General features: G+C 74.1%; 12 protein-coding genes. 3 read left to right on the top strand and 9 right to left on the bottom strand.

Annotation, left to right across the window (positions count from 1 at the left end):
* Window positions 1–146: 146 nt before the first annotated feature.
* Window positions 147–1,259, top strand: a complete 1,113-nt coding sequence (locus ACIA79_RS11750) for an ABC transporter substrate-binding protein (protein ID WP_399428023.1) — start codon at window positions 147–149, stop codon at window positions 1,257–1,259.
* A gap of 95 nt (window positions 1,260–1,354) precedes the next feature.
* Here ACIA79_RS11750 and ACIA79_RS11745 read toward each other — a convergent pair whose 3' ends face one another.
* The 5 genes from ACIA79_RS11745 to ACIA79_RS11725 form a co-directional block, all read right to left on the bottom strand.
* On the bottom strand, window positions 1,355–2,533 hold the full coding sequence (locus tag ACIA79_RS11745) for an acyl-CoA dehydrogenase family protein (protein ID WP_399428022.1): 1,179 nt from the start codon (window positions 2,531–2,533) through the stop codon (window positions 1,355–1,357).
* 257 nt (window positions 2,534–2,790) lie between these two features.
* Window positions 2,791–3,207 (bottom strand): CBS domain-containing protein, encoded by a 417-nt coding sequence (locus ACIA79_RS11740; RefSeq protein WP_399428021.1) that lies wholly within the window; start codon window positions 3,205–3,207, stop codon window positions 2,791–2,793.
* A 19-nt stretch (window positions 3,208–3,226) separates the two neighbouring features.
* The gene (locus ACIA79_RS11735; protein WP_399428020.1) at window positions 3,227–3,460 is read right to left on the bottom strand and encodes a DUF6480 family protein; all 234 of its coding nucleotides are present in this window, start codon (window positions 3,458–3,460) and stop codon (window positions 3,227–3,229) included.
* Between the two features lie 28 nt (window positions 3,461–3,488).
* Window positions 3,489–3,650 (bottom strand): CDGSH iron-sulfur domain-containing protein, encoded by a 162-nt coding sequence (locus ACIA79_RS11730; protein WP_399428123.1) that lies wholly within the window; start codon window positions 3,648–3,650, stop codon window positions 3,489–3,491.
* Between the two features lie 34 nt (window positions 3,651–3,684).
* Window positions 3,685–4,344, bottom strand: a complete 660-nt coding sequence (locus tag ACIA79_RS11725) for a HemK2/MTQ2 family protein methyltransferase (protein ID WP_399428019.1) — start codon at window positions 4,342–4,344, stop codon at window positions 3,685–3,687.
* Window positions 4,345–4,405: 61 nt separating this feature from the next.
* Between ACIA79_RS11725 and ACIA79_RS11720 the strand changes: the two genes are divergently transcribed.
* Both ACIA79_RS11720 and ACIA79_RS11715 read left to right on the top strand, forming a co-directional pair.
* Window positions 4,406–5,974 carry an FAD-dependent oxidoreductase gene (locus tag ACIA79_RS11720; protein WP_399428018.1) on the top strand — a complete coding sequence of 523 codons (1,569 nt, stop codon included), beginning with the start codon at window positions 4,406–4,408 and terminating at the stop codon, window positions 5,972–5,974.
* Complete coding sequence (locus ACIA79_RS11715) at window positions 5,971–6,996, top strand: iron-containing redox enzyme family protein (RefSeq protein WP_399428017.1); 1,026 nt, start codon at window positions 5,971–5,973, stop codon at window positions 6,994–6,996. Before ACIA79_RS11720 ends, ACIA79_RS11715 begins: the two co-directional genes overlap by 4 nt.
* A 180-nt stretch (window positions 6,997–7,176) precedes the next feature.
* On the opposite strand, the gene ACIA79_RS11710 is transcribed toward ACIA79_RS11715, so the two are convergent.
* The 4 genes from ACIA79_RS11710 to ACIA79_RS11695 form a co-directional block, all read right to left on the bottom strand.
* Window positions 7,177–7,380, bottom strand: coding sequence for a hypothetical protein (locus tag ACIA79_RS11710; RefSeq protein ID WP_031079509.1), 204 nt, complete (start codon window positions 7,378–7,380; stop codon window positions 7,177–7,179).
* 118 nt (window positions 7,381–7,498) lie between these two features.
* The gene (locus ACIA79_RS11705) at window positions 7,499–10,948 is read right to left on the bottom strand and encodes an ATP-binding protein (protein ID WP_399428016.1); all 3,450 of its coding nucleotides are present in this window, start codon (window positions 10,946–10,948) and stop codon (window positions 7,499–7,501) included.
* A gap of 160 nt (window positions 10,949–11,108) precedes the next feature.
* A complete protein-coding gene (locus tag ACIA79_RS11700; RefSeq protein ID WP_399428015.1) occupies window positions 11,109–11,951 on the bottom strand; it encodes an SMP-30/gluconolactonase/LRE family protein in 843 nt (280 codons plus the stop codon).
* Between the two features lie 14 nt (window positions 11,952–11,965).
* Entirely contained in the window at window positions 11,966–12,739 is a 774-nt protein-coding gene (locus ACIA79_RS11695) for an IclR family transcriptional regulator (protein WP_399428014.1), read from the bottom strand.
* Between the last annotated feature and the right edge of the window lie 29 nt (window positions 12,740–12,768).

Raw genomic sequence — 12,768 nt, 5'->3', positions numbered from 1 at the left:
CCCGAGCCGGTGTTTCCGTGCTCACACGGGTCTCCCAGCGCCGGCACGGCCGGGGGCCAGGATTGCCAGTACCCGCCGGCGGACACGATGCTGGATCTTGGCTTGACGGCAGAGGCCGCATCATCGACGCAGGGAGACGCCGACGCATGAACACACCGCCGACGCCGCGTGGAGCGGAACGCTCCGACGAAGCAACCGTCCGGATCGGTGCGCTCGTCCCGCTGACCCGGCCCGGGTGGGTCGAGGCGGGCCGGCACTTGCTCGCCGGACTGGAGCTGGCCGTCGGCGACGTCAATGACGCCGGCGGGATCGGCGGGAGACCGCTCGAGCTGGTGATACGTGACACGGCCGCTGATCCGCGGAGGGCGGCTGCGGCCGTGGACGAATTGGCCCGCCTGGGTGTGGCGGCCCTGGCCGGGGAGTACCACAGCGTCGTCGCTCGCGCGGCCGCCGCCAGGGCCGATGCGCTCGGCCTGCCGTTCCTCTGCTCATCGGCCGTGCTCGACGCCCTCACCGAGGGGCCTACGGAGTGGGTTGCGCGCCTCGCCCCGGCGCAGTCGCACGGCTGGCGGGTCTACGCGGACTTCCTCCTCGGGGCGGGCCACCGCCGCATCGCCGTGGCGGCCGAACCGAGTGTGTACTGGGCGTCGGGGACGCGCATCCTCCGGGACCACCTCGCGCCGCGCGGCGGCACCGTGATCGAACTCGACGCACGCGCACTCGCCCCCGCGGCCCTGTGCGGCGAACTGGTCGGCCACCGCGCGACGGCCCTCCTGCTGCTGGCCGGCCTGCCGGAGCCCGCGGTGTCGATCGTCAGGTCCGTCCGCCGCGACCCGCGCCTCGCCGGCATCATGATCGGTGCTCCGGCCGGACAACCGGAGTTCGCCGCATGGCCGGCACTGCTGGGCGACGACAGCGCCGGGATCCCGTTCCTGCGCTACCTGCCCGAGCACCTCACCCCACTCGGTGCCCGCGTCGGGTCGGCCCTCCGCGAACGGCTGGCCGAAGCGCCGTCCTTCGTCGGGTTCGAGGGGTACGACACGGTCGCGGTCCTCACCCACATGCTGCGCTCTCACGGCTCGGAACCGGCGCGCCTCATCCGGGCGTGGCCGCACGTGGCGGTCGAAGGAACCCGCGGGTTGATCCGGTTCTCCCGGACGCCCGGCATCGGCGTGTGGCAAGGGGCCGGGACACCCACCCAGGTCGTGGACCGGGATCCGGCACGGCCCGACCGCTTCCGGGTCCTCCACGCCGTCTGAGCCCGGGCGACGGTGCACTGCCAAGTCCCTTGCCATGGTGTGCCGATGTTCTGTCTCGACCGATCCTGCCGTCACTGATCCTGTCGTCGCGGGCATCAGCGGCGGACGCGGGGCATGCCCAGGCCGATCCAGCAGATGATCTCGCGCTGGATCTCGTTGTTGCCACCGCCGAAGGTGAAGATCACGGCGGACCGGTAGCCGCGCTCCAGTTCGCCGTGGAGGACGGCGCCGGCGGAGCCCTCCTTGAGGGGGCCCGCCGCGCCGACGACCTCCATCAGCCAGGCGTAGGCGTCGCGGCGGGCCTCGGAGCCGTAGACCTTGACGGCGGAGGCGTCCTGGGGGGTGAGGGTGGAGTCCTGCAGGGCGCTGACCATCCGCCAGTTGAGGAGCTTCATCGCGTCGAGCTTCGTGTGGGTCTGCGCCAGGCGCTTCCTGACCCAGCCGAGGTCGATGACCCGGCGGCCGTCGGCGAGTTCGGTGTCCGCCGCCCAGCGCTGGACGTTGTGCAGGGCGCGGATGGCCATGGCGCCGTGGGCGGCGAGGGTGACGCGCTCGTGGTTGAGCTGGTTGGTGATCAGGCGCCAGCCCTGGTTCTCCTCGCCGACGCGGTGGGAGACGGGGACGCGGACGCCCTCGTAGTAGCTGGCGGTGGTGTCGTGCGAGGCCAGCGTGTTGATCAGCGTGCAGGAGTAGCCGGGGTCGGACGTCGGGACGAGCAGGACGGTGATGCCCTTGTGCGGCGGGGCCACGGGGTCGGTGCGGACGGCGAGCCACACCCACTCGGCGGTGTCGCCGTTGGTGGTCCAGATCTTCTGTCCGTCGACGATGTAGTGGTCGCCGTCGCGGACGGCCCGCGTCCGCAGCGAGGCCAGGTCGGTGCCGGCGTCGGGCTCGCTGTACCCGATGGCGAAGTCGATCTCGCCGGAGAGGATGCGGGGCAGGAAGTACGCCTTCTGCGCGTCGGTGCCGTAGCGCATGATCGTGGGGCCGACCGTGTTGAGCGCCATGAGCGGGAGCGGTACGTCGGCCTGGGCGGCTTCGTCGAAGAAGATGAACTGCTCGATGGGCGTCAGCCCGCGGCCGCCGTACTCCTCGGGCCAGCCGACGCCGAGCCAGCGGTCCGCGCCGAGGCGGCGGATGGTGTCGCGGTAGAACCGCTTGCGGGTGGCGGGGTCGGTGTGGCGGTTGTAGGTGTCGTCGGGGACGAGTTCCGCGAAGTACGCGCGCAGCTCGGTGCGCAACTGCCGCTGTGCGGGCGTGTGGTCGAGGTGCACGGCTCCTCCAGGCGTCGTCTCTCGTCGCTGCTCGGCGCGCGTCGCAGGACGGACACGGTAGAACCTGTTACAGGAATCCGGAAGGGTGGTGCCGGGGTTTCCCGGGCGGTCCGCGCCGGTCCCCTGCCCGCCGGTATGTGAGGGCACGGCCGCGCTGTTCCGGCGCGCAGCGGTCCGCCCCGCCGGTGACGTGCTCCGGCGGGGCGGATCGTTACTCCGAGGACGTTTCCGCAGGATCGGGAGGGCGGACGGGACGGTCAGTCGGTGGAGAGGGCCTGCAGGAGATCGCCGACCTGCGGGTCGGGGAGACCGCGGGCCACATCGGCCTGGGCGATCATGCCGACCAGCCGGTGGTTCTCTATGACGGGCAGCCGCCGCACCTTGTGCTCGGACATCCTGCGCAGCACCATCCGCGCGTCGTCGTCCGCGTCCACGTACACGACCCGGCCCTGCGCCAGCTCGCCGGCCGTGGTGGTCGCCGGATCCCGGCCCGCGCCGAGGGCCTTCACCACGATGTCGCGGTCGGTCAGCATGCCCTTGAGCTTGTCGTCCTCGCCGCAGATGGGCATGGCCCCGACGCCGAGCTGCGTCATCATCTCGGCGGCCTGCAGGACCGTGTCACGCTCACCGATGCAGTCGACGCCCTTGGTCATCAGCTGACGTGCGGTTGTCATGTGCCGGAGCTCCTTCGCATCACAGGGCGATCACCACTGCCATCGCGGCGAACAGCGCCGCCACCAGGACGACGACGAGGAGGATCAGGATCAGCGGGGCCTTGGCCCAGCCGGTCGTCGGGTTGTGCGTCTCCCTCGGCCCGGCTTCGGACATGCTCGACTCGCCGGGCGGCGTCTCGCCGGGCGGGACGCCACCACCGGGCTCGAGGCCGGGGGTGCGGTCCGGATCTGGGTCCGGGTTCGGGTACGTCATGGGGTACGAGTGCGCATTCCTGGACATTTCATTCACGGCCGCCCGATCCCCGGGTCCGGCGGCGATGGCTGGTGTCGCACCACGGATAGCGACGGCTGCGCCGGCAGGTGCACACCGCGACCATGAAGCGGTCGGAGCGGGCCGTCCCGCCGTCCGGCAGCTCTATCTCCACCGGCCCTTCGAGGAGCATCGGGCCCTCGGGGTCGATCACCACGTGCTCGGGTTCACGTTCGCTGGGCACGGATCACCACCAGCTCTTCCTTGCGCTCGCCGGGCGGGATCACACCGTGCCGCTCCAGCCATTCGGCGTGGCTCTCCATCACGGGCCCGAAGGGGACCGTGTCCCGCAGCGCGACCCGGGCGCTCAGCCCCGCGTCGCCGAGCCGCTCCAGGGTCGGGGCCACCCCGCTCAGCGCCGACTGCACGAGGAGCAGCACTCCGCCCTCCTTCAGCAGCGTGGGCGCCTCGGCGCACAGCCGGTCGAGGACGGCGCGCCCGTCCGCACCCGCGGCCCAGGTCCGCGCGGCCGCATCCTTCGCGCGGCGCGGGGAGCGGACGTACGGCGGGTTCGAGAGGATCAGGTCGAACCTCCGGTCCTTGACCGGGCCGGTCAGGTCGCCGCGGTGCACCTGGATCGGCAGGCCCAGGCGCCGGGCGTTGTAGCGCGCGGCGAGCACGGCGCGCCAGGAGATGTCGATGGCGGTCACCCGTGCCGCCGTGCACCTGGCCGCCAGCAGCGCCAGCGCACCGGTTCCGGTTCCCACGTCGAGTATTTCGGCGTGGTGTGGGAGATGCAGGGTACGCAGTTCGCTGCGGGCGGCCTTCGCGAGCAGCTCTGTGTCTTCCTGGGGCTCGTACACACCACGCGGTCTGAGTAGCCGCATGCGTAACGGGTACCTCGAAGATCCCACGTGAAACGGTGTGATCGGTTATGAGGAGTGAGCGATGACGTACGACCCCGGTTCCGGCTCCGGCCCGGCCTCCGGTGCCGGCTCCCTGTGGATGGAGTACGCCCCGGGACCGGCCCGTCCGCCCCTGGACGGCCCCATCGAGACCGAGGTGGCCGTCATCGGCGGCGGGATCGCGGGACTGTGCACGGCCTGGGAGCTCGCGCGAGCCGGGCACCCCGTGGTGCTGCTGGAGGCGGACCGGATCGCCTCCGGCGTGACGGGGCACACCACGGCGAAGCTGTCGGCGCTGCACGGCATGGTGTACGCCGAGATCGCCTCGGTGCACGGTGCGCGCGCCGCCCGGCTGTACGCCCATTCGCAGCAGATCGCCATCGACCATGTGGCCGAGGTGAGCGAGGAACTGGGCATCGACTGCGACTTCGAACGGGTCCCGGCGTACACGTACACCGAGGATCCGGCCATGGCCGACAAGCTGCGCGCGGAGGCCGAGGCGGCGCGCGCGGCGGGGCTGGCCGCCTCCTACGAGACGGAGGTCCCGCTGCCGTTCCCGGTGGCGGGTGCGGTCAAGGTCGAGAACCAGGCGCAGTTCCACCCGCGCAAGTACCTGCTGGGGCTCGCCGCCGACCTGGAGGTGCTCGGCGGCCGGATCTTCGAGCGGACCCGGGTGACACGGCTCCAGGAGGGCTCGCCGTGCGAGCTGACCACGAGCGGCGGGCACACGATCAGGGCGCGGGAGGTCGTGGTCGCCACGCACTATCCCGTGTTCGACCGGGCGCTGCTGTTCACGCGGCTGGAGCCGAAGCGGGAGCTGGTCGTGGCGGGCCCGCTCCCGGCCGGTCAGGACCCCGCGGGGATGTACCTGACGCCGGAGGGCGGTACGCGCTCGGTACGGACGGCGCCGTACGACGAGGGCCGGCGCATGCTGATCGTCACGGGTGAGAAGTTCACGCCCGGCACGGAGGGCGAGGGCGAGGTCGGCGAGCGGTTCGGGAAGCTCGCCTCGTGGGCACGGGAGCGGTTCCCGGAGGTGGAGCTCACGCACCGCTGGGCCACGCAGGACAACGTCACCACCGATCACGTGCCGTACGTGGGGCGCCTGCACGCGGGGTCCCGGCACGCGTACGTGGCGACCGGGTTCGCCGGGTGGGGCATGAGCAACGGGGTGATGGCGGGCGATCTGCTGGCGTCGCGGATCCGAGGCCGTGAGCCCGCCTGGACGAGCCTGTACGACCCCGCGCGGCTGCACCCGGTGCGCGAGGCACCCGCCATGCTGCGGCTCCAGGCCCAGGTCGGCAAGCACTTCATCGGCGACCGGCTGCCGGGCGCGCACGCCGATTCGACGGCCGACATCGAGCCCGGGGCGGGCGCGGTCGTGCGGGTCGGCGGGCGGCGGCTCGCGGTGCACCGGGACGCGGCGGGCGCGCTGCACGCGGTCTCGGCGCGCTGCACGCACCTGGGCTGCATCGTGCACTTCAACGACGAGGAGTGCGCCTGGGAGTGCCCGTGCCACGGGTCGCGCTTCGACGTGGACGGCAAGGTGGTCCAGGGGCCGGCGATCAAGCCGCTGGAGCAGTTCGACGTGGACGAGGAGGAGACCCGATGACGGAGCCGGCTCCGCTTCCCGAGCCGCGCGGTCCGCTGTCGGCGGCCGTCCGGGATGTCCTGCTGGGCGGGACCGCGCCGGCGCGGGTCCCGTCCGTCGCGGACGCCGACCCGTTCGGCGAGGACCTCCAGCTCGCGCTGTACCTGGCGTACGAACCCCACTACCGCGCGCTGGAGGGCGTCGCCGACGAGCGGGAGTGGGACCCGGCGCTGCTGGGACTGCGCAGGCCGATGGAGGAGGCGTTCCTGGCGTCGCTGCGCGAAGCCGTGCCGCGGGAGGGCGACGGGGCGGGGGCCGTGGACGCGGCCCTGGAGCCGCTGCTGGTGGAGCCCGTCGACGGGCACGGGGTCTCGCACCGGCTGATGGACGAGGGCACCTGGGAGCTGATGCGCGAGTACCTGGTGCACCGCTCGCTCTACCAGCTCAAGGAGTCCGACCCGCAGGCGTGGCTGATCCCCCGGCTGGAGGGGCAGGCGAAGGCGTCACTGGTGGCGGTGGCGTTCGACGAGTTCGGCGCCGGCCACGGCGAGCGGGTGCACGCGCGGCTGTTCGCGGAGCTGATGGACGGGGCCGGGCTCGACTCCTCGTACGGCCGCTACCTGGACCTGGCGCCGGCCGTCACGCTCGCCACGGTGAACGTGATGTCCCTGTTCGGGCTGCACCGCTCGCTGCGGGGAGCGGCGGCCGGGAACTTCGCGGTGCTGGAGATCACCTCGCCGCCGGGGGCCCGGCGGATGGCCAAGGCACTGGAGCGGCTCGGTGCCGAGGAGCGGTGCGTGCGGTTCTTCACCGAGCACATCGAGGCGGACGCGGTGCACGAGCAGGTGATGCGGCGCCACGTCCTCGGTGACCTGCTGGCCCGTGAGCCGGAGCTCGCGGAGGACATCGCGTTCGGCATCCGTGCGACGGTGTGGCTGGACGACCGCTGGGAGGAGCGGGTGCTGTCGTCCTGGGACGCCGGGCGCACGTCGCTGCGCCGCCCGCTCGCGGATCTTTCCGACCAGGCCGGCGCATCGGCCTGAGGGGCGGTGCCCGACCCGCTTGACGGGCGGTGCCCGCCCCGGCCGGGCCGCCGCGACACCGGCGCCCCGCACACCGTCGCACCCCCACCGGCGCGTACACACGCGCGCGGGCCACGCGGCTTCACTCCGGCGGGAGTGCGGCCGCGTGGCCCGTGCCCGGTACGGGCGGGGACGCCCGGGTCAGGGAAGCAGTTCGTCGAGGGCGGCCTTGCCCTTCTCGGCCATCCGGCGCTCGGCCCAGGCCAGGTTCTTCGGGTTCACGTCACGCCCCGAGGCGAGCACCAGGTCTTCCGCGGTGTAGTCGTCGCTCTCGGCGCCGCTGTGCAGCAGGCGGTCGGGCGTGACGCGCTCTCGCTGGGAGGTCGAATCGGGCTCAGCGTTCATGCCGCCTCCTTGTTCGTCCTGCAGTCATTGTCGTCGCCGGGTACCCCGTTCGCATCCGCTACACCACCCCGTTGCGGGACGCCCGACGGCGGACGCCCGCCAGGTCGACCGGACCAGGTCAGCGGACCAGGGCGGCGGCCTCCTTCAGCCCGAGGGCGCCGCCCTCGGCGTGGGCCCGGGCGAACGACGCGTCGTCCAGGACGGCCCGCAGCTCCCTTTCCGCCCGGTCCCGGACCTCCGTCTCGGCGTCGACGGGCAGCTGGCGGAAGCCCGTACCGGCCAGGCCGGCGACGTGCCGGTCGTACGCGCCGAGGAGCCGGGCGCCGTCGGACGGATCGCCGTCGCCGGCCATGGCCCACGCGGCGGTCGGGAACTGGCCGAGGACCATGTGCGGGGCGACCAGGTACGCCAGGGTCTCCAGCCGGCCCACGGCCTCGGCGAGGCGCTCACGGGCGCGCGCGTGAGCACCGTCCAGGCAGTCCAGCCAGGCGTGCAGGCCCAGCAGCATGCCGGTGAACATCTCAGCGATGCCGGGGATGAGCTCCCGCTCGATGAGGTCGAGCTGGTGGCGCGCGAGGGGGACGCGGCCTGTGCGGCCGTAGTGCTGCGCGAGCAGCAGCCGGGCGGTGCTGACGGCCTCGACGTTGTAGGTGCGCGCCGCCTCGGCGGCGGCGAGCAGCATGTGCTCGGCGTGCTCGCGCTCGGCGGGGGTGGTGGCGAGCCGGAGCCGTACGGACGCCAGACGGGCCTGGAAGACGGTGACCTGGCTGTGCGCGCCGATGCGCTCCGCGCTCGCCATGGCCCGTTCGAAGTCCCGGGCCGCCTCGGCGTACCGCCCGGCGCGGTCGTGGGCCTCGCCGCGCGCGGAGAGCGACTCGGCGATGCCCCACCGGTCGCCGACGGACTCGAACCGCGCGAGCGCCTCGGCGGCGTCGGTGCCCTCTTCCTGGAGAAGCTTGGCCCGCATCAGCAGGGCGAACCCGATGTCGGCGTCGTCGCCGTGCGCCCGGGCGGACTCCACGGTGGCGGCCATCGTGTCGGGAAGGCCGGCGAACTCGCCGAGGAGCAGGCGGACGAAGAACCACATGGCACCGGGGTGGCGGCAGTTCTGCGGCATGCCGGGGCGGTACGTGGCGGCGATCGCCTCCAGGTAGGCGCGGTTCTCGGGCTTCTCCAGCGCGGCGGCTCCCTGGCTGCCGTCGGAGGCGAAGGCCATCAGACGGACACCGCGCCGGGCCTCCCACAGGGTTTCGTCGTCCCACGGCGGCGGCGCGTCGGTGCACCTCCGGTGCATGGGAACGGCGTGCCGCACCGGTGGGAGGAACGGGTCGGGACCGAGCGCGGCGACCGCCGCCGACCAGGTGCGGGCATCGGTCACCCGGCCGCGCAGCTGCCAGAACCAGTTCAGGCACAGCACCACGCACAGGCCCTCCTGCTCCTCACCGAGCTCGACCGCGGTGCGCAGCGCGGCACGGATGTTGTCGTGTTCGTCCTCGAAGGTCCGCAGCCATGCCGTCTGGCCCGGGCCGCGCAGCTCGCGCTCGCCGGTGCGGACGAGTTCCCGGTAGGAGGTGAGGTGGCGGCGGGCGGTGGCTTCGCGCTCCCCCGCCTCGGTGAGCCGTTCGGCGGCGTAGTCGGCGACGGTCTCCAGGAGGCGGTAGCGCATGGTGCCGTCGGGTGCCGGGGCGGCGACCAGGAGCGACTTGTCGACGAGCGAGGTCAGGCGGTCGAGGGTGCCGGGTTCTGCGCAGACCTCCTCGGCGAGCGCGAGGGTGCAGCCGCCGGAGAAGACGGCCAGCCGGCGCAGCACCGTCCGCTCGGCCGTGTCGAGCAGCTCCCAGGACCAGTCGACGACCGCGCGCAGGGTCTGCTGGCGGGGCAGGGCGGTGCGGCTGCCGCCCGTCAGGAGGCGGAACCGGTCGTCGAGGCGGTCGGCGATCTGCCGCGGGGTCAGCGCCCGGAGCCGGGCGGCGGCCAGTTCGATCGCGAGGGGCAGGCCGTCGAGGCGCCGGCAGATCTCGGCGCACGCCTCCGGATCGTCGGACACGTGGAACGCGGGGCGGGCGGAGCCTCCGCGCTCGGCGAGCAGGCGCAGCGCCGCCGCTTCGGGGAGCGGGTCGACGGGGCGTACGGCTTCGCCCGGGACGCCGAGCGGCTCGCGGCTGGTGGCGAGCACGGTGACGCCGGGGCAGGCGGCCAAAACCGTGTCGGCGAGCCGGGCGGCCGCGCCGACGACGTGCTCGCAGTTGTCGAGGACGAGCAGGAGGCGCCGTCGGGCGCAGTACTCCACGAGCCGGGCGAGCGGGTCGCGGGCGCCGGCGTCGGCGGTCCAGGTCAGGGGCTCGCGGGCGCCGAGCACGGTCAGCACGGTCTCGGCGACGTCGGCCTCGTCGCGTACGGGGGCGAGTTCGGCGAGCCAGACCCCGTCGGGCCAGGTGTCCGCGGGGGCCCTGTCACGGGCGGCGTCCGCCGCCTCCAGGGCGAGGCGCGTCTTGCCGACGCCGCCCGGCCCGAGGAGGGTGACCAGCCGGTGGCGGCGCACCTGGCCGGCGAGGCCGGTCAGTTCGGCGTCGCGGCCGACGAAGGAGGTGAGCCGGGCGCGCAGGTTGCCGGGGGCGGGCGCCCGGTGGCGTACCGGTTCGCCGTCCGCGGCGAGCAGCTCCGCGTGGAGCGCCCGCAGCTCCGGGCCGGGGTCCGTGCCGAGCCGTGCGGCCAGTGCGGAGCGGACGCCCTCGTACGCCTGGAGCGCCTCGGCCGGGCGTCCGGCGGCCCGCAGCGCGCGGATCCGCAGGGCGGCGAGGGGCTCGTCCAGCGGCCGGTCCGCGGCGAGTTCGGCGAGTGCCGGCAGGGCGGCCTGAGGGCGGCCGAGCGCGACCTCGGCGGCGAGCCGGGTGCGGCGGGCCTCGAGGTGCCGCGCCTGCGCCCGGGCGGCGAGGGGGTCGGTATCGCGGCCCGGCAGGTCGGCGAGGGCGGGACCGCGCCACAGGGCGAGGGCCTCGTCGAGGAGGCGGGCCGCGGTGGCGGGGTTCCCGGCGTCGAGCGCGGCGGCACCGTCGGAGGCGAGCCGTTCGAAGCGGAAGAGGTCGATGTCGTCGGGGCGGGCGGCGAGCCGGTAGCCGCCCGGCACGGAGCGGACGGCGTCCGGGCCGAGGGCCCTCCGCAACCGTCCGACCAGCGCCTGGAGTGCGGCGATCTCGTCGGCGGGCGGTGTGTCGGTCCACAGCTGGGCGGCCAGGGCTCCGGCGGGGACGCTCCGCCCGGCGGCGGCCGCGAGCGCCGTGAGGAGGGCGCGCAGCCGTGGCCCCTGGAGCGGGGCCTCGGTGCCGTCGGGGCGCAGCACCTGGGCGGCGCCCAGGACGCCGAAGCGGTAGCCGGAGCCGCCGGCCTCGCGGTCATCGCTGCGATCGCCGTCGGATGCCGGAGTGCCGTCGCCGAAGACGTTGCGATCGCCGTCGGATGCCGGAGTGCCGTCGCCGAACATGCTGCGATCGCCACCGGATGCCGAAGTGCCGTCGCCTATTACCTTGCCGTTGCCGCCGGATCCCGGAGTGCCGTTGCCGTCTGTCACCTGCTCATTGTCCGTGGTCCGGCAGGCCGCACCGGCCGGTGCGGGTGTGCGAGGTGGGGGGGGGTGGCGGCGCTCCGGACCGGCCGGGACGAGTGGACGACACCTCGGCCGGGTGTCCCGGAGCGCCCCCCCCACGCCCGTCAGCCCCCGTCAGTCCCCGTCAGCCCCCGAAGGGCGTGCCCGCCAGGCCCGTTCCCGCGTCGGGCAGGACCAGGAGCGATCCGGACAGGGGGTGGGGCCGGGGCAGGCCGGTGCGGGCGGTGGTGACGTAGAGGTCGCGCAGGCCGGGGCCGCCGAACGCGCAGGAGGTGGGGCGGCGCACGGGCAGCTCGACGGTCCTGTCGAGTTCTCCGTCCGGTGTGTAACGGCGGATCCGGCCACCGTCCCAGAGGGCGACCCACAAACAGCCGTCGGCGTCGACGGTCAGGCCGTCGGGGAGCCCGGCGGCAGGTTCGACCGCGACCAGGGGGCGGCGGTCGAGGACCCGGTGCCCGTCCGGGCCGACGCGGCAGACGTCGATGCGGCGGGTGGGGCTGTCGATGTAGTACATGCGGGTGCCGTCCGGGCTCCAGGCGGTGCCGTTGCTGACGGACACGTCCGGGAAGACGGGCGCGGCCGACCCGTCGGGGGCGATGCGGGTCAGGGTGCCGCCGCCGTTGGCCTCGTCGTAGCGCATGGTGCCGGCCCACAGCGAGCCGTCGGGCGCCACGGCCGCGTCGTTGCCGCGCCGCCCGCTCACGGGGCTGCGGAGCAGCCAGCGGAACGTGCCGTCCGCGTCGTACAGCCCGATGCCGTCGCGGAGGTTGACCACGAGTCCGCCGGCCGCACGCGGCTTGGCGGCGCCGACGTGCTGTTCGGTGGCCATGACCGTGCGCCGGCCGCTGCCGGGGTCGTAGGTGTGGACGCGGGCGCCGAGGATGTCCACCCAGACGAGCCGTCCGCGGGCCGCGTCCCAGGTGGGGCCCTCGCCGAGCCGGGCGTGCTCGCGCACGGCGACGTCCACGCAGGCCGGGCGCCTCACCGGCCGCCGCCGCGGTGACCGAGGCTGGCGGAGAGGTCCTCGGCGCCCTTGGCGGCGAGTTCGGCGAGTTCGTCCTCGCGCTGCTCGTTCCACCGGATCATCGGGACGGAGATGGACAGGGCCGCGACGACCCGGCCCGCGCTGTCGCGCACGGGGGCGGCGACGCAGCTGACGTCCGGGTTGGACTCCTGGTGCTCGGTGGCGATCCCCCGCTCGCGGATCCGGGCGAGCGCGGTGCGCAGTTCGTCGGGGTCGGTGAGGCTGTTGGGGGTCATGGCGGCCAGCCGGCGCCCGGTGATGCGGTGGTCGAGCTCGTGCTCGGGGAGGGAGGCGAGCAGCATCTTGCCCACGGAGGTGCAGTGGGCGGGGAGCCGGCGTCCCGCGGCGGAGACCATGCGCACGGCGTGGGTGGAGTCGACCTTCGCGATGTAGATGACGTCGGTGTCCTCCAGGATCGCGACGTGGACGGTCTCGTCACACGTCTCGGCGACCTCGCGGGCGACGCGCAGCCCTTCGGCGGCGAGGTCGAGCTGTTCGGCGTACCGGCTGCCGAGCTGGTAGGTGCGCACGCCGAGGCGGTAGCGGCCGGGCTGCTCGGGGGCGGGCACCAGGTACGACCGGGCGGCGAGGGTGGTGAGCAGCTCGTGCACGGTGGTGCGGGGCAGGTTCAGCTTGCGGGTGACCTCGGGCGCGGAGAGCGTTCCGTCGCCGTCCAGGAACAGTTCCAGGATGTCGAGCGCCCTGGTCACCGCGGGGACAAGACGACCCATATCGGCCACCCACCTCTTCGTTCGAAACT

Origin of the sequence: Streptomyces sp. NPDC051310 (assembly GCF_044455245.1) — a bacterium.
Classification (GTDB): domain Bacteria; phylum Actinomycetota; class Actinomycetes; order Streptomycetales; family Streptomycetaceae; genus Streptomyces.
This window is presented reverse-complemented; position numbering and strand designations above follow the sequence as displayed.